The following is a 19,312-nucleotide window of genomic DNA, read 5'->3' as shown; positions in this document are numbered from 1 at the left end:
GCACGCTGGCCTGACCCGGCGTGCTGTGCTATATGATAAGTATGTTGTAACTAATGAGGGTACTTATGGCGACCTACGATCTTATTGAACGGCTGAACAGCACGTTTCGGGAAATAGAACACGAGCTGCTGACCCTGACAGAACGTTTGCAGACCTGCCGCCTGCTGGCCGCGCGCGTTTTTACCCTGCCCGAGGTGGTCAAAGGGGCCGAGCACGATCCGCTGGACACCATCGACGTGAAGCAGCACATCGGCAAGGCCGCGCTGGAACTGGCGATGAAACACTATCGCCATCTTTTTATCCAGCAGCAGTCTGAACAGCGCAGCAGCAAGGCGGCCGTGCGGCTGCCGGGCGTGATCTGCCTGCAAACCGATGCCGCCGCGCGCGAGGCGCTGGAAAGCCAGATTGCCCATATCAACAGCCTGAAAGCGGCATTTGAGAAGATCGTTACCGAGGAGTCGGGCCTGGCCCCTGCCGCCCGGTTTGAATGGGTCCACCGTCAGCTTCCGGGGTTAATTACGCTGAATGCCTATCGTACGCTGACGGTACTGCGCCACCCCGCCACGCTGCGCTTCGGCTGGGCGAATAAGCACATCATTAAAAACTTCACCCGGGATGAGATCCTGGCGCAGCTGGAAAAAAGCCTCAAGGCGCCACGCACCGTCGCGCCGTGGTCGCGTGAGCAGTGGATTGAGCGCCTGGAGCAGGAGTACCACAGCATCGCCTCGCTACCGGCGGATACGCGCCTCAAAATTAAGCGCCCGGTGAAGGTTCAGCCTATCGCCCGCGTCTGGTATTCCGGCCAGCAAAAACAGGTGCAGTATGCCTGTCCAACGCCGCTGATTGCGCTCTATGATGCCGATCAGGGGGCTATCGTGCCGGATATTGGTGAGTTGCTGAATTACGATGCTGAAAATGTCCAGCACCGTTACCGACCCCAGGCGCAGCCGCTACAGCTGATTATTCCGCGGCTGCACCTGTACGTGGCGAGTTGATTATTTCAGACTGCCGACCATCGCTTCAGGGCGCACCCAGGCATCGAACTCCGCCTCCGTCAGATAGCCCAGCGCCAGGGCGGAGGCTTTCAGCGTCAGCCCCTCCTTATGCGCTTTTTTGGCGATCTCGGCGGCTTTGTCGTAGCCAATGTGGGTATTGAGCGCGGTCACCAGCATCAGCGACTCATTTAACAGCTGGCTGATGCGCTCGCGGTTTGGCTCGATCCCCACCGCGCAGTGTTCGTTAAAGCTCTCCATGCCGTCCGCCAGCAGACGAATCGATTGCAGAACGTTGTGGATGACCATCGGGCGATAGACGTTCAGCTCAAAGTTGCCGGATGCACCGCCCAGGTTAACGGCCACGTCGTTGCCCAGTACCTGACAGCAGAGCATGGTCATGGCTTCGCACTGGGTCGGGTTGACTTTACCCGGCATGATGGAGCTGCCCGGCTCGTTTTCCGGAATGCTGATTTCACCGATGCCGCAGCGCGGGCCCGAGGCCAGCCAGCGCACGTCGTTGGCGATTTTCATCAGCGACGCCGCCAGCCCTTTCAGCGCGCCGTGGGTGTGGACCAGCGCATCGCAGGTCGCCAGCGCTTCGAACTTGTTGGGCGCCGTGACGAACGGCTGTCCGGTAATGGCCGCAAGCTCCTCCGCCACGCGCACCGCATACTCAGGATGGGTGTTTAATCCGGTGCCCACCGCCGTGCCGCCGAGCGCCAGCTCCGCCAGGTGCGGCAGGCTGTTCTCAATGTGCTTCAGGTTGTGTTCCAGCATCGCCACCCAGCCGGAAATCTCCTGGCCGAGCGTCAGCGGCGTGGCGTCCTGCAGGTGCGTACGGCCAATTTTGACGATGTCGCGGAAGGCCTGCGCCTTCTCGTTGAGCGTAGATTTCAGGACGTTAAGCTGTGGGATAAGCTGTTCGCGAATAGCAATCACCGCCGCCACGTGCATGGCCGTGGGGAAGACGTCGTTAGAACTCTGGCTCTTGTTGACGTCATCGTTCGGATGAACCTTACGCTCCATGCCGCGCACGCCGCCCAGCAGTTCGCTTGCCCGGTTCGCCAGCACTTCGTTCATGTTCATGTTGCTTTGGGTGCCGGAACCGGTCTGCCAGATGGCGAGAGGGAATTCGTCGGGATGCTTGCCCGCCAGCACTTCGTCGGCGGCATTTATGATGGCGGTGGCCTTGTCTGCCGCCAGCAGGCCTAAATCCTGGTTCACTTTTGCGGCCGCACGTTTGGTGAGGGCCAGCGCCTGAATCAGCGAGACGGGCATTTTTTCAGTCGAGATACGGAAATGCTCCAGCGAACGCTGGGTTTGCGCGCCCCATAGCTTGTCAGCCGGGACGTCGATGGCGCCCATCGAGTCTTTCTCATGGCGTACCGTTGTCATTACTTTCTCCTTGATAACACTGTCGGGATTGCTCACATGCTTAAGAGATAAGTATTGATGACTTCTGAGAAACGTTATGGCGCTTTGTGCGCTCTTTTTGGTGTCGGGTGGCGGCTGCGCCTTACCCGACCTACGAGAATCCAGGCCGGGTAAGCGTCAGCGCCACCCGGCAATTTACAGAATTACTTCACACACGCCGAACACTGGGACGACTGGATCTGCTTGAAGAAGTCGTTGCCTTTGTCATCCACGAGGATAAACGCCGGGAAATCTTCCACTTCAATTTTCCAGATCGCTTCCATACCCAGTTCCGGGTATTCCACGCACTCCAGGCTCTTGATGCTGCCCTGCGCCAGAACCGCAGCCGGGCCGCCGATGCTGCCGAGGTAGAAGCCGCCGTGCTTGTGGCAGGCGTCCGTCACCTGCTGGCTGCGGTTGCCTTTCGCGAGCATGATCATGCTGCCACCGTTGGCCTGCAACTGGTCGACGTACGAGTCCATACGGCCAGCCGTAGTCGGGCCTAACGAGCCAGAGGCGTAACCTTCAGGCGTTTTCGCCGGGCCCGCGTAGTAGATCGGGTGATCTTTAATGTACTGCGGCAGCCCTTCGCCGTTGTCCAGGCGCTCTTTCAGCTTCGCGTGCGCGATGTCACGGCCCACGATAATCGTGCCGTTGAGGGAGAGACGGGTCGAAACCGGATACTGAGACAGCTGCGCCAGGATCTCTTTCATCGGACGGTTCAGGTCAACGCGAACCGCTTCCCCCTCGCCCGCTTTACGCAGCGCTTCCGGAATGTATTTACCCGGGTTGTTTTCCAGTTTTTCGATCCACACGCCTTCGCGGTTGATCTTCGCTTTGATGTTGCGATCCGCAGAGCAGGAGACGCCCATCCCGACCGGGCAGGAAGCGCCGTGACGCGGAAGACGGATCACGCGCACGTCGTGAGCGAAGTATTTGCCGCCAAACTGCGCGCCGAGGCCCAGGTTACGCGCTTCTTCCAGCAGCTCCTGCTCAAGCTGCACGTCGCGGAACGCCTGCCCGTGCTCGTTACCTTCGGTAGGCAGGCCGTCGTAGTATTTGGTTGAGGCCAGCTTCACGGTTTTCAGCGTGCTTTCCGCCGAGGTACCGCCAATCACAAACGCGATATGGTACGGCGGGCACGCCGCGGTGCCGAGGGTGCGCATCTTCTCAACCAGGTAGTTCTTCAGCTTGCCCGGGGTAAGCAGCGCTTTGGTTTCCTGATAGAGATAGGTTTTGTTGGCCGAACCGCCGCCTTTGGCGATACAGAGGAATTTGTACTCATCACCGTCGACGCTGTAGAGGTCAATCTGTGCTGGCAGGTTGGTGCCGGTGTTGACCTCTTTGTACATGTCCAGCGCGGCGTTTTGCGAATAGCGCAGGTTGTCTTCGGTGTAGGTGTTATAAACACCGTGCGCCAGCGCCGCTTCATCACCGCCGCCGGTCCAGACGCGCTGGCCTTTTTTACCGACGATGATCGCCGTACCGGTATCCTGACAGGTTGGCAGAATGCCTTTCGCCGCGATATCGGAGTTACGCAGGAACTGCAGGGCAACGTACTTATCGTTTTCGCTGGCTTCCGGGTCACTCAGAATATCGGCCACCTGCTGCTGATGGGCAGGACGGAGCATAAACGAGGCGTCGTGGAAAGCGTGCTGCGCCAGCAGCGTCAGCGCCTGCGGATCCACCTTGAGGATCTCTTGTCCTTCAAACTCAGAGACGGAGACGTGATCGCGGGTTAACAGGTAATACTCGGTCTGATCCTTACTGAGGGGAAAAGGATCCTGATAATGGAAGGGTTTATTCGACATTGTTCTCTCACTTACTGCTTCGGTCTGTTTATTCAGGGCAGATGTTCCGCTGCCCGGCTTAAAAGCGAGTCAGCTTATCCTACACAATTTTTTAACAAAAACTGAGACTAGTACGACTTTTTACATCCACAGGTTACTTCCATGTGGTTTATTGCTTTAATACCCGGAGTTAATTCCATCATTGAATCAGGGCTTGATAATGCAAAAACTCATTAACTCAGTGCAGAACTACGCCTGGGGAAGTAAAACTGCGTTAACGGATCTCTACGGTATCGCGAACCCGAACAACCTGCCGATGGCAGAACTGTGGATGGGGGCGCACCCGAAGAGCAGCTCAAAAATTGAAGACGCCAGCGGCCAGGTGCGCAGCCTGCGTGACGTAATAGAGGCCGATAAAGCCGCGCTGCTGGGCGACAAGGTGGCTCAGCGCTTTGGCGAACTGCCGTTCCTGTTTAAAGTGCTGTGCGCAGACCAGCCGCTCTCCATCCAGGTTCACCCGAACAAGCAAGCGTCTGAAATCGGCTTTGCGAAAGAGAACGCGGCAGGTATTCCGTTAGACGCCGCCGAGCGTAACTACAAAGATCCTAACCACAAGCCGGAGCTGGTGTTCGCGCTGACGCCGTTCCTGGCGATGAACGCATTCCGCGAGTTTTCAGAAATTATCTCCCTGCTGCAGCCGGTCGCGGGTGCCCATAACGCTATCGCGCATTTCCTTGAAAACCCGAATGCCGACGCGCTGAGCCAGCTGTTTGCCAGCCTGCTGAATATGCAGGGTGAAGAGAAGTCCCACGCGCTGGCGGTACTGAAAGCCGCCCTGGACAGCCAGCAAGGTGAACCGTGGGAGACCATCCGTCTGATTTCCGAATTCTATCCGGACGACAGCGGCCTGTTCTCCCCTCTGCTGCTGAACGTGGTGAAGCTGAATCCGGGTGAAGCAATGTTCCTGTTCGCTGAAACCCCGCACGCCTACCTTCAGGGCGTGGCGCTGGAGGTGATGGCCAACTCCGATAACGTGCTGCGCGCGGGCCTGACGCCAAAATACATCGACATCCCCGAGCTGGTTGCCAACGTGAAGTTTGTGGCGAAACCTGCCGCAGAGCTGCTGACTCAGCCAGTGAAAAACGGCGCGGAGCTGGACTTCCCGATTCCGGTGGACGATTTTGCCTTCTCCCTGCACGACCTGAGCAGCGCCGAAACGTCGGTCGCTCAGGAGAGCGCGGCGATCCTGTTCTGCGTGGAAGGCGAAGCGACGCTGCGCAAAGGCGAACAGTATCTGGTGCTTAAGCCCGGTGAGTCAGCATTCGTTGCAGCCAATGAGTCTCCGGTCAGCGTAAGCGGCACCGGTCGTCTGGCGCGCGTTTTCAATAAGCTATACCCTAAATAATTCGAGTTGCATGAAGGCGGCGACGCAGCGAATCCCCAGGAGCGTACATAAGTACGTGACTGGGGTGAGCGAGGAAAGCCAACGCACAGGCAACTTGAAGTATGACGGGTATTAGGGACTTACTGATTTTTTTAACAACTCTTGCTAAGCTAGTTGCAGGCTTAATATCTCCAGGCGGTTTTTACCGCCTGGTTTCATTTTAGGGATAGTCGCAATGAAAAAATCGGTCGTAGCGGTAGGAGTGATTGTAGCGTTAGGCGTGGTCTGGACGGGTGCCTCCTGGTTTACCGGGAAACAGCTGGAAGGCCGTCTGGCTGAGATGGTGGCGCAGGCTAACGGAGAGATTAAGCGTAGCGCGCCGGAAGCGGGCCTTGAGCTGAGCTACCAGAACTATGAGCGCGGTGTGTTTACCAGCCGTATGCAGGTTGTGGTGAAGCCGGTTGCCGGTACGGAGAACGGCTGGCTGAAACCGGGCCAGAGCGTGGTGCTGGATGAAGTGGTAAGCCACGGTCCATTCCCGCTGGCGCAGCTGAAGTCCTTTAATCTGATCCCGTCGATGGCGTCCGTTCACACGGTCCTGGTGAATAACGACGTCACCAAACCGCTGTTCGACCTGGCCAAAAATACCTCCCCTTTCGAGATCGACACCCGCATCAGCTATGCCGGTGACACGAGTTCTGATATTGCCCTGAAAGCGCTGAACTACGAGAAAGAGAATGAGAAAGTCGCTTTTAGCGGCGGTCACTTCAAACTTGACGCGGACCGCGACGGGAACGTGTTCTCCCTGACGGGTGAAGCGGAAAGCGGCCTGGTCAATGCCGTGAACGAATACAATCAAAAAGTTCAGCTCACCTTCAACAACCTGAAAGCCGACGGCAACAGCCGCATGACCGATTTCAAAGAGCGTATCGGCGATCAGAAACTGTCTCTCGATAAAGTTGCCATTGCGGTTGAAGGGAAAGAGATGGCCGTGCTGGAAGGCATGGACGTGAACGGAAAATCCGACGTGTCCAAAGACGGTAAGAGCATTAATACCCAGTTGGATTACACGCTGAAGAGCCTGAAAGTACAGAATCAGGATCTGGGCACCGGCAAATTGTCGCTGAAGATCGGCAATATCGACGGCCAGGCGTGGCACGAATTCAGCCAGAAATACAGCAAAGAGAGCCAGGCGCTGCTGACCGATACCGCACTGCAGCAGAATCCGGAAGTGTACCAGCAGCAGGCGATGGCGGTACTGTTCAACAACCTGCCGATCCTGCTGAAAGGCGAGCCGGTGATCACCGTTGCGCCGCTGAGCTGGAAAAACAGCAAAGGCGAAACCAGCTTCAACCTGTCTCTGTTCCTGAAAGATCCGGCCACTGCAACGGGTGAACCGCAGACGCTGGCGCAGGAAGTGGATCGCAGCGTGAAGTCGCTCGACAGCAAGCTGACCATCCCGATGGATATGGCGACCGAGTTTATGACCCAGATTGCGAAACTGGAAGGCTACGGCGATGAAGATGCCGGCAAGCTGGCGAACCAGCAGGTGAAAGGTCTGGCGGCAATGGGCCAGATGTTCCGCATCACGAAGGTGGACAACAACACGATTTCCACCAGCCTGCAGTACGCCAACGGCCAGGTCACGCTCAACGGCGACAAAATGCCGCTGGAAGACTTCGTCGGCATGTTTGGTATGCCTGCTCTGGGGATGCCGGAACCGGCTGAACCGGCAGCGCCAGCCGAACCGGCGGCGCCTCAGCAGTAAACGTCAAAACCCCTCGCATGAGGGGTTTTTTATTGCCGGGTGGCGCTGACGCTTACCCGGCCTACGATTCCGGGCCAGCGCAGCGCCGACGGGCGATATTATTTCACCGTCACTAACCGCGCCGCCACAATCTGGTGCCCGGCCTGTACATCCGTATTGTCGATACGCTGCATGATTCTGTCCGCCAGGGTGTAACCCATCTCCCGCGCAGGGGTGGTGGCCCAGACGATCGGCAGGTCGTCGAGGGCGTTTTCCCCGACGTCGGCGAACGCCCCCAGCGCCACCTGGTGGCCGAAGAAGGTTTCCACCCCGCCCTCGCCGCTCTGGCGCCCGGCGCGGATCAGGCCAAACCAGGCGCCCATGGCGATCACATCGTTATAGCAAATCACGGCGCTGATGGTCGGGCTGCTTCGCAGCAGCGCGCCTATCGCTTCCGCCGCCATCTTCTGGCTGGATTCACACTCCACGACCCACTCGCTGTGGAACGGCAGGCCGTATTTAATCAGCGTCGCACAATAGCCGCCGACCCGCTCGGCGCGGGTGAGGGACGAGCTTTTACCGCCCAGCCAGGCAATGCGCTGATGCCCACGACGAATAAGATGCTCGGTCAGCATTTGCGCGGCCTGCATGTTATCCGGGCGCAACGTATCGGCTTCGTCGAGGTAGCTGGCGCGCGAGGCAAACACCAGCGGCACGCCTTTTTCGGCGGCGCGCTCGCACAGTTCACTGCCCACGCCCGATGCTCCGGCGACGATCACCCCGTCCACCCCCTGGTTCAGCAGCATATCGAGCCGGGAAAGCAGCTGATCGGCCTCGCGACCGCCATGCAGCAGAAAGACCATCCGCCCCTGCGCTTCAAGCGCTTCGGTTAAGCCGGCGGTTAACTCCGCATAGAACGGTGACGTCAGGTCACGAACAATCAGGCCAATCACCCCGCTTTGCCCACCGCGCAACGCCGACGCCTGGCGGTTACGCACAAAGCCCAACTGTTCAACCGCCTCGTTCACCCGCTGACCGGTCGCGGGAGAGATGCGCCCTTTTCCGCTCAGTACCAGAGAAACGGTGCTGACGGAAACCCCCGCCGCCAGCGCGACATCGTTGATGGTGACTTTCTTCGCTACAGCCATGTCCTGGAGTGACTCCCTGAAAAATGAGATCGGTAAAACGTTTTATCAATACGTTATCTTTATACTACCAGTCAAAGCCTGAGAATGTGATTTAGCGCGCACTAAACTTTGATAAAACGTTTTATCTTCTCGCAGCATTGAAGCAGACAAACTGATTTTAACAATAAAGGAGTCGTTTTATGACGGCGAAAGCAGCACAAAAAATATCGCTGTGGGAATTTTTCCAGCAACTGGGTAAAACCTTTATGCTGCCCGTGGCACTCCTCTCGTTCTGCGGGATCATGCTGGGTATCGGCAGCTCCCTCAGCAGTAAAGACGTCATCACGCTGATCCCGTTCCTCGGCACCCCCGTGCTGCAGGCGATCTTTATCTGGATGAGTAAAGTCGGCTCCTTCGCGTTTAGTTTCCTGCCCGTGATGTTCTGTATTGCTATCCCGCTGGGCCTGGCCCGCGAGAACAAAGGCGTCGCGGCGTTTGCCGGTTTTGTGGGTTACGCGGTGATGAACCTCGCGGTTAACTTCTGGCTGACGGCGAAAGGCATTCTGCCGACCACTGACGCTGCCGTGCTGAAAGCTAACAACATTCAGAGCGTGATTGGTATCCAGTCTATTGATACAGGGATCCTCGGGGCGGTGATCGCTGGGGTGATTATCTGGATGCTGCACGAACGCTTCCACAATATCCGTCTGCCGGATGCCCTGGCCTTCTTCGGCGGTACCCGCTTTGTACCGATTATCACCCTGGTGGTGATGGGCCTGTTTGGTCTGATCATTCCGCTGATTTGGCCAGTTTTCGCGATGGGCATCAACGGCATTGGCCGCATCATCAACGGCGCGGGAGATTTCGGTCCGATGATCTTCGGTACCGGCGAGCGTCTGCTGCTGCCGTTTGGCCTGCAGCATATCCTGGTGGCCCTGATTCGCTTCACCGAAGCGGGCGGGACGATGGAGGTGTGCGGTCACGACGTGAGCGGTGCGCTGACCATCTTCCAGGCGCAGCTGAGCTGCCCGACGACACACGGCTTCTCCGAAAGCGCCACCCGCTTCCTGTCTCAGGGTAAAATGCCGGCCTTCCTCGGCGGCCTGCCGGGTGCCGCACTGGCGATGTACCACTGCGCGCGTCCGGAAAACCGTCATAAAATTAAAGGCCTGCTGATTTCCGGCGTGATCGCCTGCGTCGTGGGCGGGACCACCGAGCCTATCGAGTTCCTGTTCCTGTTCGTTGCGCCGGTGCTGTATCTGATTCACGCTGTGCTGACCGGTCTGGGCTTTACCGTGATGGCGGTGCTGGGCGTCACCATCGGTAACACCGACGGCAACGTGATTGACTTCGTGGTCTTCGGGATCCTGCACGGCCTCTCCACCAAGTGGTATCTGGTGCCGGTCGTGGCGGCAATCTGGTTCGTGGTGTACTACGGGATCTTCCGCTTCGCCATCACCCGCTTTAACCTGAAAACGCCAGGCCGCGATACCGATACGGCCACCAGCGTGGAACAGGCGGTTGCCGGTACCGTGGGTAAATCCGGCTACAACACCCCTGCCATTCTGGCGGCGCTGGGCGGTGCGGATAACATCACCTCGCTGGATAACTGCATTACCCGCCTGCGTTTGTCGGTGGCGGATATATCAAAAGTGGATACCAACGCCCTGAAAGCCAACCGGGCCATCGGCGTGGTACAGTTAAATCAGCACAATTTGCAGGTGGTTATCGGCCCGCAGGTACAGTCAGTGAAAGATGAGCTGGCAACCCTGATGCGAACAGTAGAAGCCTGATGCCTCCGCCCCCTCACCATGAGGGGGTTTTACGTTAAGGATTAAAGCATGTTTGATTTCTCCACCGTCGTGGATCGACACGGCACCTGGTGTACGCAGTGGGACTACGTCGCCGACCGTTTTGGCGCGGACGATCTGCTGCCCTTCACCATCTCGGATATGGATTTCGCCACCGCCCCCTGCATAATCGACGCGCTGCATCAGCGCATTCATCACGGCGTGTTTGGCTATAGCCGCTGGAAAAACGACGAGTTTCTCGCCGCCGTCGCGCACTGGTTCCAGCAGCGTTTTAACAGCCGGATTGATACTGAAAGCGTGGTTTATGGTCCGTCAGTCATCTACATGGTCTCTGAACTGATACGCCTCTGGTCAACCCCCGGCGACGGCGTGGTGGTGCACACCCCGGCTTACGATGCGTTTTATAAAGCCATAGAGGGTAACGCGCGTCGTGTTGTGGCGGTTGAGATGGAAAAGCAGGCTGCAGGCTGGCAGGGCAATATGGCGGCCCTCGAAGCGGCGCTGGCGAAACCGGAAAACAAAATTTTACTGCTGTGCAGCCCGCAGAACCCGACCGGCAAGGTCTGGACGCGGGATGAGCTGACGCACATGGCGGAACTGTGCGCACGCTATGACGTGGCGGTTATCAGCGATGAAATCCATATGGACATGGTGTGGGGAGAACATCGTCACACGCCGTGGAACGCCGTGGCGCGGGGCAAATGGGCGCTTCTGACCTCCGGCTCGAAAAGCTTTAACATTCCGGCGCTGACCGGGGCTTACGGCCTGATCGGCAACGTAGAGAGCCGTAACGGCTATCTCAGCGCGCTAAAAGGACGGGACGGGCTCTCTTCCCCTTCCGTGCTGGCGCTGACGGCGCATATCGCCGCCTACCAGCAGGGGGAGCCGTGGCTGGATGCCCTGCGGGGTTATCTCGAAGGGAATTTGTCGTATATTGCGCAGGAAGTAAACCGCGCTTTTCCGAAACTGAACTGGCAGCCACCGGAAGCGACCTATCTGGCCTGGATCGATCTGCGCCCACTGAACATTGACGATCGGGCGCTGCAAAAAGTGCTGATCGATCAGCAAAAAGTCGCCATCATGCCGGGATATACCTACGGGAAAGAGGGATATGGCTTCGTGCGCTTAAATGCGGGCTGCCCCCGCAGCAAGCTGGAGCAAGGAGTTCAACGCCTCATCGCCGGGATTAACACGCTCCTGTAATTAACTTGCGCAACGGAATATTCCCTTGCGCAAATAGCTTTTTACCCCGTTTTGTTTTTATAATATGGCGCACTTTAACCAGAAAAGAGTGCGACCATGATTGATACACGCCTGCCTTTAACTGATATTCATCGTCACCTTGACGGTAACATTCGTGCCCAAACCATCCTCGATCTTGGCCGCCAGTTCAATTTAACGCTTCCTGCTCAGACCCTTGAGTCCTTGATCCCTCACGTACAGGTGACCTCTAATGAACCGGACCTGGTGAGCTTCCTGAGCAAACTCGACTGGGGCGTGAAGATGCTGGCGTCGCTGGATGCCTGCCGCCGCGTGGCGTTTGAGAACATCGAAGATGCCGCCCGCAACGGCCTGCACTACGTCGAGCTGCGCTTCTCGCCGGGCTATATGGCGATGACCCACAACCTGCCCGTTGCAGGCGTGGTGGAAGCCGTCATTGAAGGCGTCCGCGAAGGGTGTAAAACCTTCGACGTTCAGGCCCGCCTGATCGGCATCATGAGCCGTACGTTCGGTGAAGCCGCCTGCCTGCAGGAGCTGGAGGCGCTGCTGGCCCATCGTGATGCCATCACCGCCGTCGACCTCGCCGGTGACGAACTGGGCTTCCCGGGTAGCCTGTTCCTCTCCCACTTCAACCGCGCGCGCGATGCCGGCTGGCACATTACCGTACATGCGGGTGAAGCGGCTGGCCCGGAAAGCATCTGGCAGGCCATCCGCGAGCTGGGCGCAGAGCGTATTGGTCACGGCGTGAAGGCAGTCGAAGATCGCGCGCTGATGGATTTCCTGGCGGAGCAGCGTATCGGTATTGAGTCATGCCTGACGTCTAACATTCAGACCAGCACCGTAGCATCGCTGTCGCAGCACCCGCTGAAAACGTTCCTTGAACACGGCGTGCTGGCCTCTCTGAATACGGACGATCCGGCGGTTCAGGGCGTGGATATCATCCACGAGTACAACATCGCAGCTCCGCAGGCGGGGTTGAGCCGCGAGCAGATCCGTCAGGCGCAGATTAACGGGCTGGAGATCGCCTTCCTGACGCCTGCGGAGAAGCAGGCTCTGCGGGATAAGGTGGCAACCGCGTAAACCCTTTTGCCGGGTGGCGGCTACGCCTTACCCGGCCTACAACAACGTCAAAACTTATGCCAGACAGAGCGTGGCGCGATGTTTGGCAGATTCGATGCCCAGCTCAATCAGCTCCATAATCTGTATCGCCTGGCTGGCCGGAACCGGGTTCTCCCCCGTGCCGTTTAGCGCATCGCGGATAGCGGCATAATACGCCGGATAGTTACCCGGTATCGTCAGCAAGGTCTCTTCGACCAGCTCCTCGCCTTCCACCCGCGTGACGACGCCGTCGCGCATATCATAGCCCCAGTCTTCCTGCGGCAGACGCTCACCGTTTTTCAGCCTGTCTTCCTGCGGGTCGAGACCAAACTTCACGTAGCTCCCGCGCGTGCCGTGAATAATATAGCGGGCAGATTCTGCAGCCGCGACCATCGTACCGTGCAGCACAATCCGCCGCTGCGGGTAACTGAGCACCGCGTGGAAGTAATCGGTTGTCTGCGCCCCGGGTCTGAGCTGGGCCAGATCGACCGTCATGCTCACCGGAAGGCCAAAAAGATTGACGGCCTGATCCAGCAGATGCGGGGCTAAATCATACCAGATGCCGCTGCCAGGGCCGGCCTGCTCGCGCCAGCGGTTTCGTACCTGCGGACGAAAACGGTCAAAGTGGGATTCAAAAAAGAGGATCTCCCCTAACGTGCCTTCACTGAGAAGCCGTTTTACCGTCAGAAAATCGCTGTCCCAGCGGCGGTTATGAAACACCGACAGCAGCCTGCCCAGACTCTTTGCTAGGGCATCCAGCTCGCGCGCCTGTGACAGTGTCACGGTGAAGGGTTTATCGACAACCACATGTTTCCCGGCTTCCAGCGCGGCCTTTGCCAGCGGAAAGTGGGTATCGTTCGGCGTGGGGATGACGATTAAATCAATATTGGGATCGTTGAAAAGATGTTTCGGCTCTGAGACAACCGGCACGGAAGGCCAGTCGGCATGGACTTTTGTAGCGTCGCTGCTGGATACCGCCGCCAGCGCCATGCCCGGCGTCCCGGCTATCAGAGGCGCATGAAACGTTTTGCTCGCGTACCCGTAACCGATAAGCCCAACGCGGATATTATCACTCATAGTGCCATCCTCTGTTATGACGTTCTTATTTCACACTGGCTAGCCTGGCATTACCACGGATTAATAATGTGCCCTATGACGTAAAATAGCAGGTTATACGGATTGTTTTTGTTACATAGTATTAACCTACTGATTTTGTTTAAGGGAACCGTTCCCAAAGCCCTTGCCGTCAGGGAAACGTCGCTGTAACATTTGCGCCCTGTCTTTATGGATAAAGTACAATTACGTATCATGACGTCAATTATTAATCGAATCATTGAATTAGCGGGATGGATTGTCCTTGGGGTTTCGGTCATTTTGCTGGGCGTTGCCAGCCATATCGATAACTACCAGCCGCCGGAGCCTGTCACCGTCGCTCAACCTAAGTAACCGGTTACTGCAATAAAGAGTGACATAATATGTCAGTTACTTATTGCCAGCCCTGGTGAACACGGTTAACCTTCTCTTCCAGGCATCGTCTGATGCCTGAATTTCAGCAAAGAAAACTCCTAATTTCGTCGCGTTACCTGAGTGGGCTGTTTACGTCTTTATTAATCCGTTTATTATTCGAACGAATTACCTTAACTGGTATTACTCACTTTTATATGGAAACTTATTAATATGACAGTTCAGGACTATTTATTAAAATTTCGCAAGATCAATTCGCTTGAGAGCCTGGAAAAACTGTTTGACCATCTGAACTACACCCTGTCGGATAATCAGGACATCATTAATATGTATCGCGCCGCTGACCATCGCCGTGCGGAGCTGGTCTCCGGTGGTCGTTTGTTCAACGTCGGCGAAGTGCCTAAGTCCGTATGGCGTTACGTTTTATAAGAAAGTAGCCATCCGCGCGAAATGTTATATACTCTCCGCCCTGCCAACTGGCTGTACAACATTTCGCGCAGATTATGGGAGAGTTCATGACCGCAACGCCTGGAGAACGCATTGGAGGCTGGTTAATCGCCCCACTGGCATGGCTGCTGGTTGCCTTATTAAGCGCATCACTTGCGCTGCTGCTTTATACCACCGCACTGATTACCCCCCACGCCATCCAGACCCTGATGTCGCAAAGCGTGCTTAATATTGCGTTGTGGTTTGTGTCGTTCGTTTTCGCGATCGGGATGTGGTACTACACGCTGTGGCTGACCATCGCCTTCTTTAAGCGCCGTAAGAATGTGCCTAAGCACTACATTATCTGGCTGCTGATTTCGGTCCTGCTGGCGGTGAAGGCATTTGCTTTTTCGCCCGTTTCAGACGCGCTGGCCGTTCGTCAGCTGCTTTTCCCGTTGCTGGCCGCGGCACTGCTGGTGCCCTACTTTAAGCGTTCGACACGGGTGAAAAACACTTTCGTGAACCCGTAATAACCCTACAGATAACCTGTTGTCGCCTGCGTGTGTTTGTCCGATAATAGGCGGCTTTTTTATTTCAGGCTAAATAATGACCGATTACTTACTGCTCTTTGTCGGCACCGTGCTGGTTAACAACTTCGTTCTGGTGAAGTTCCTTGGCCTGTGTCCGTTTATGGGCGTTTCCAAAAAACTGGAAACGGCAATGGGCATGGGGCTGGCGACGACCTTCGTCATGACGCTGGCGTCCATCTGCGCGTGGTGGATTGATACTTGGATCCTCATTCCGCTGGGGTTAACCTATCTCCGTACGCTGGCCTTTATTCTGGTTATCGCGGTGGTGGTGCAATTTACCGAAATGGTGGTGCGCAAAACCAGCCCGGCGCTCTATCGCCTGCTGGGTATCTTCCTGCCGCTGATCACCACCAACTGCGCCGTTCTCGGCGTGGCGCTGCTAAACATCAACCTTGGCCATAACTTTATGCAGTCGGCGCTGTATGGTTTTTCTGCGGCCGTCGGTTTCTCGCTGGTCATGGTACTGTTTGCCTCTATTCGCGAGCGCCTGGCCGCAGCGGATATTCCTGCGCCCTTCCGCGGTAACGCGATTGCGCTGGTGACCGCCGGTTTAATGTCTCTGGCCTTTATGGGCTTTAGTGGTCTGGTGAAGTTGTAATGAATGCTATCTGGATTGCCATCGCCTCTATCAGCGTCCTGGGGTTGGTGTTTGGCCTTATCCTGGGTTACGCCTCCCGCCGTTTCGCGGTAGAGGACGATCCCGTTGTAGAGAAAATTGATGAGCTTCTGCCACAAAGCCAGTGCGGGCAGTGTGGCTACCCGGGCTGCCGCCCCTATGCCGAAGCGGTAGGGGTTCAGGGTGAGAAAATTAACCGCTGTGCGCCCGGTGGCGAAGCGGTGATGTTGAAAATTGCGGCCCTGCTAAACGTTGATCCGCAGCCAGTTGACGGCGATGCGGATGTGCAGGAGCCAGTCCGCGCGCTGGCCGTGATCGACGAAGCGAACTGCATCGGCTGCACCAAATGTATTCAGGCCTGCCCGGTCGACGCCATTGTTGGCGCAACGCGCGCCATGCACACCGTGGTGGCGGACCTGTGCACCGGCTGTAACCTCTGCGTAGCACCCTGCCCGACGCAATGTATCGAGCTGCGCCCGGTTGAAACGACTACCGAAAGCTGGAAGTGGGATCTTCAAACCATTCCGGTTCGCAATATTCCTGTGGAACAACATGCTTAAGTTATTTTCTGCTTTCAGAAAAGAGAAGATTTGGGACTTTGACGGGGGTATTCACCCACCGGAGATGAAAACCCAGTCTAACGGCACGCCGCTGCGTCAAATTCCGCTGGCGACCCGTTTCGTTATGCCGCTCAAGCAGCACATCGGCGCGGAGGGTGAGCTGTGCGTGAAAGAAGGCGATACGGTTCTTCGCGGTCAGCCGCTGACCTTTGGTCGCGGACGTATGCTGCCGGTGCACGCCCCCACCTCCGGTAAGGTGGTCGCCATCGCGCCCCATACGGTGGCCCATCCATCAGCGCTCTCAGAGCTGAGCGTGATAATTGAAGCCGACGGCGAAGACCGCTGGATCGACCGTGACGGCTGGAGCGACTACCGCTCCCATAGCCGCGAAGCGCTCATCGAGCGCATTCATCAGTTCGGCGTTGCCGGCCTCGGCGGCGCAGGCTTCCCGACCGGCGTCAAACTGCGCGGCGGTGGCGATAAGATTCAGACGCTGATTATCAACGCCGCCGAATGCGAACCGTACATCACCGCCGACGATCGTCTGATGCAGGACTGCGCCGCCCAGGTGGTGGAAGGCATCCGCATCCTCACGCACATTCTGCAGCCGCGGGAAGTGCTGATCGGTATCGAAGACAATAAACCGCAGGCTATCTCTATGCTGCGCGCCGTGCTGGCGGGCAGTCACGATATTAGCCTGCGCGTTATCCCGACCAAGTACCCCTCTGGCGGTGCTAAACAGCTGACGCAAATTCTCACCGGTAAGCAGGTTCCGCACGGCGGACGCTCTTCAGATATCGGCGTGCTGATGCAGAACGTCGGCACCGCGTACGCCGTGAAGCGCGCGGTGATCGACGGCGAGCCGCTGACCGAGCGCGTGGTGACGCTGACCGGGGAAGCGGTCTCTCGTCCGGGCAACGTCTGGGCGCGTCTGGGTACGCCGGTGCGTCACCTGCTGGAGCAGGCTGAGTTTTGCCCGTCAAGCGACCAGATGGTGATCATGGGCGGTCCGCTGATGGGCTTTACCCTGCCGTGGCTCGATGTGCCGGTGGTCAAAATCACCAACTGCCTGCTCGCCCCTTCCCCGACCGAGATGGGTGAAGAGCAGGAAGAAAAAGGCTGTATTCGCTGCAGCGCCTGTGCCGACGCCTGCCCGGCGGATCTGCTTCCGCAGCAGCTGTACTGGTACAGCAAAGGCCAACTGCACGACAAGGCGAAAGCCCATAACCTGGCCGACTGTATCGAATGCGGCGCCTGCGCCTGGGTCTGCCCTAGCAACATTCCTCTGGTGCAGTATTTCCGCCAGGAGAAGGCGGAAATTTATGCCATCTCCATGGAAGAAAAACGCGCGGCAGAAGCCAAAGCGCGCTTTGAAGCGCGTCAGGCACGACTGGAACGCGAAAAAATTGCTCGTCAGGAGCGCCATAAGCAGGCCGCCGTTCAGCCTGGCGAGAAAGATCAGGATGCGATTAACGCCGCACTGGCGCGCGTTCGCGAGAAAAAAGCCACTGCGGCGCAGCCTGTGGTGATCCCGGCCGGCGAGAAGCCGGACAACAGCGAAGCGATTGCTGCGCGTGAAGCGCGTAAAGCTCAGGCCCGCGCCCGTCAGGCAGAAAAAGCGCAAACAACCCAGACGGATGCTGAGGTTGACCCACGCAAAGCCGCCGTTGAAGCAGCAATAGCCCGCGCCAAAGCACGCAAAGCCGGCGAGCAGAACGTGGTGGTTGAGCAGGAACCGGTCGACCCTCGCAAAGCGGCCGTTGAGGCGGCGATTGCCCGTGCCAAAGCGCGCAAGGCGGCACAGCAGACGCAAACCGCAGAACCCGAAGCGCCGGTTGACCCGCGTAAAGCCGCCGTCGAAGCGGCGATTGCCCGCGCTAAAGCGCGCAAAGCGGCGCAGCAGGATGAACAACCGCAGGCCGCCAACGATGACCCGCGCAAAGCCGCCGTCGCCGCCGCCATTGCGCGCGTTCAGGCAAAGAAAGCCGCACAGCAAGCAGTTAACGAGGATTAAATGGTTTTCAGAATCGCAAGCTCCCCTTACACCCACAATCAGCGCCAGACATCGCGCATTATGATGCTGGTCTGCCTGGCGGCGCTGCCGGGCATTGCCGTTCAGTGCTGGTTTTTCGGCTGGGGAACCCTGTTCCAGATAATCCTGGGCTGCGCCAGCGCCCTGGCGGCGGAAGCGCTTGTCCTTAAGCTGCGCAAGGCAGCGGTCTCCCGCATTCTTGCCGATAACTCCGCGTTGCTGACCGGCCTGCTGCTGGCGATCAGTATCCCGCCGTTTGCCCCGTGGTGGATGGTGATCCTCGGCACCGTGTTTGCGGTGATCATTGCCAAACAGCTGTATGGTGGACTGGGCCATAACCCGTTTAACCCGGCGATGATTGGCTACGTGGTGCTGCTGATCTCCTTCCCGGTACAGATGACCAGCTGGCTGCCACCGCACGAGATTGCGGCCACGGTTCCGGGCTTCATGGATGCTCTGCACGTGATCTTTACCGGCCATACGGTACTCGGTGCCGATATGAACGCGCTGCGTATGGGCGTGGACGGTATCAGCCAGGCGACGCCGCTTGATACCTTTAAAACGTCCCTGCATGCCGGGCACAGCGTTGAGCAGATCATGAAATCGGCGATCTACAGCGGCGTGCTGGCGGGTGCCGGCTGGCAGTGGGTCAACCTGGCGTATCTGCTGGGCGGCCTGTTCCTGCTGCAACAGAAAGCCATCCGCTGGCATATTCCGGTCAGCTTCCTCGTGACGCTGGCGGTCTGCGCCACGCTGGGCTGGGTATTCTCTCCTGAATCACTGGCCAGCCCGCAGATGCACCTGCTCTCCGGCGCGACCATGCTGGGTGCCTTCTTTATCCTGACGGATCCGGTAACGGCCTCAACGACTAACCGCGGACGCCTGATCTTCGGCGCGCTGGCAGGCCTGCTGGTCTGGCTCATTCGCAGCTTCGGCGGCTACCCGGACGGCGTGGCTTTTGCCGTCCTGCTCGCCAATATAACCGTTCCGCTCATCGACTATTACACGCGTCCACGCGTGTACGGTCATCGCTAAGGG

General features: G+C 57.7%; 17 protein-coding genes. 13 read left to right on the top strand and 4 right to left on the bottom strand.

Annotated elements, in window-relative coordinates:
- The first annotated feature begins 65 nt into the window (after positions 1-65).
- On the top strand, positions 66-995 hold the full coding sequence (gene tus / locus LJA86_RS05405) for a DNA replication terminus site-binding protein (RefSeq protein ID WP_126534401.1): 930 nt from the start codon (positions 66-68) through the stop codon (positions 993-995).
- Here the strand turns inward: tus and fumC are convergent, their stop codons facing one another.
- Both fumC and fumA read right to left on the bottom strand, forming a co-directional pair.
- Positions 996-2,390, bottom strand: a complete 1,395-nt coding sequence (gene fumC, locus LJA86_RS05400) for a class II fumarate hydratase (protein ID WP_025911542.1) — start codon at positions 2,388-2,390, stop codon at positions 996-998.
- 182 nt (positions 2,391-2,572) lie between these two features.
- Positions 2,573-4,219, bottom strand: coding sequence for a class I fumarate hydratase FumA (gene fumA, locus LJA86_RS05395; RefSeq protein WP_028012930.1), 1,647 nt, complete (start codon positions 4,217-4,219; stop codon positions 2,573-2,575).
- Between the two features lie 199 nt (positions 4,220-4,418).
- On the opposite strand from fumA, the gene manA reads away from it, so the two are divergent.
- Together manA and LJA86_RS05385 are read left to right on the top strand one after the other, a co-directional pair.
- Positions 4,419-5,603 (top strand): mannose-6-phosphate isomerase, encoded by a 1,185-nt coding sequence (gene manA / locus LJA86_RS05390; protein WP_229225747.1) that lies wholly within the window; start codon positions 4,419-4,421, stop codon positions 5,601-5,603.
- A gap of 214 nt (positions 5,604-5,817) precedes the next feature.
- Positions 5,818-7,350, top strand: a complete 1,533-nt coding sequence (locus LJA86_RS05385) for a YdgA family protein (RefSeq protein ID WP_045910341.1) — start codon at positions 5,818-5,820, stop codon at positions 7,348-7,350.
- Positions 7,351-7,448: 98 nt separating this feature from the next.
- Here LJA86_RS05385 and LJA86_RS05380 read toward each other — a convergent pair whose 3' ends face one another.
- Positions 7,449-8,477 carry a Mal regulon transcriptional regulator MalI gene (locus tag LJA86_RS05380; RefSeq protein ID WP_021241148.1) on the bottom strand — a complete coding sequence of 343 codons (1,029 nt, stop codon included), beginning with the start codon at positions 8,475-8,477 and terminating at the stop codon, positions 7,449-7,451.
- Between the two features lie 179 nt (positions 8,478-8,656).
- Here LJA86_RS05380 and malX point away from each other — a divergent pair, with 179 nt between their 5' ends.
- From malX to add, 3 genes are all read left to right on the top strand, one after another.
- Positions 8,657-10,249: a maltose/glucose-specific PTS transporter subunit IIBC gene (malX, locus tag LJA86_RS05375; protein ID WP_229225746.1), complete on the top strand. Its 1,593-nt coding sequence runs from the start codon at positions 8,657-8,659 to the stop codon at positions 10,247-10,249.
- Positions 10,250-10,297: 48 nt separating this feature from the next.
- Positions 10,298-11,470 carry a MalY/PatB family protein gene (locus LJA86_RS05370; RefSeq protein WP_229225745.1) on the top strand — a complete coding sequence of 391 codons (1,173 nt, stop codon included), beginning with the start codon at positions 10,298-10,300 and terminating at the stop codon, positions 11,468-11,470.
- Positions 11,471-11,566: 96 nt separating this feature from the next.
- A complete protein-coding gene (gene add, locus LJA86_RS05365; RefSeq protein WP_023343982.1) occupies positions 11,567-12,568 on the top strand; it encodes an adenosine deaminase in 1,002 nt (333 codons plus the stop codon).
- 54 nt (positions 12,569-12,622) lie between these two features.
- On the opposite strand, the gene LJA86_RS05360 is transcribed toward add, so the two are convergent.
- Positions 12,623-13,663: an oxidoreductase gene (locus LJA86_RS05360; protein WP_045910337.1), complete on the bottom strand. Its 1,041-nt coding sequence runs from the start codon at positions 13,661-13,663 to the stop codon at positions 12,623-12,625.
- Between the two features lie 243 nt (positions 13,664-13,906).
- On the opposite strand from LJA86_RS05360, the gene blr reads away from it, so the two are divergent.
- The 7 genes from blr (at position 13,907) to rsxD (ending at position 19,309) form a co-directional block, all read left to right on the top strand.
- Positions 13,907-14,032, top strand: a complete 126-nt coding sequence (gene blr / locus LJA86_RS05355; RefSeq protein ID WP_168112406.1) for a division septum protein Blr — start codon at positions 13,907-13,909, stop codon at positions 14,030-14,032.
- Between the two features lie 231 nt (positions 14,033-14,263).
- On the top strand, positions 14,264-14,479 hold the full coding sequence (gene ydgT, locus LJA86_RS05350; protein WP_013096896.1) for a transcription modulator YdgT: 216 nt from the start codon (positions 14,264-14,266) through the stop codon (positions 14,477-14,479).
- 86 nt (positions 14,480-14,565) lie between these two features.
- The gene (locus tag LJA86_RS05345) at positions 14,566-15,006 is read left to right on the top strand and encodes a DUF2569 domain-containing protein (RefSeq protein ID WP_167212935.1); all 441 of its coding nucleotides are present in this window, start codon (positions 14,566-14,568) and stop codon (positions 15,004-15,006) included.
- Between the two features lie 76 nt (positions 15,007-15,082).
- Complete coding sequence (rsxA, locus tag LJA86_RS05340; RefSeq protein WP_008500564.1) at positions 15,083-15,664, top strand: electron transport complex subunit RsxA; 582 nt, start codon at positions 15,083-15,085, stop codon at positions 15,662-15,664.
- Entirely contained in the window at positions 15,664-16,242 is a 579-nt protein-coding gene (gene rsxB, locus LJA86_RS05335; protein ID WP_032651615.1) for an electron transport complex subunit RsxB, read from the top strand. The genes rsxA and rsxB overlap by 1 nt, the downstream gene beginning before the upstream one ends.
- On the top strand, positions 16,235-18,256 hold the full coding sequence (gene rsxC / locus LJA86_RS05330) for an electron transport complex subunit RsxC (protein ID WP_229225744.1): 2,022 nt from the start codon (positions 16,235-16,237) through the stop codon (positions 18,254-18,256). The genes rsxB and rsxC overlap by 8 nt, the downstream gene beginning before the upstream one ends.
- Positions 18,257-19,309 carry an electron transport complex subunit RsxD gene (gene rsxD, locus LJA86_RS05325; protein WP_196352546.1) on the top strand — a complete coding sequence of 351 codons (1,053 nt, stop codon included), beginning with the start codon at positions 18,257-18,259 and terminating at the stop codon, positions 19,307-19,309. It begins immediately after the preceding gene.
- Positions 19,310-19,312: the final 3 nt, after the last annotated feature.

This window comes from Enterobacter sp. TCD1-1 (assembly GCF_020567405.1).
GTDB classification, from domain to species: Bacteria; Pseudomonadota; Gammaproteobacteria; order Enterobacterales; family Enterobacteriaceae; genus Enterobacter; species Enterobacter quasiroggenkampii.
The sequence above is the reverse complement of the archived record's forward strand: the minus strand, read 5'-3'. Positions and strand labels throughout refer to the sequence as shown.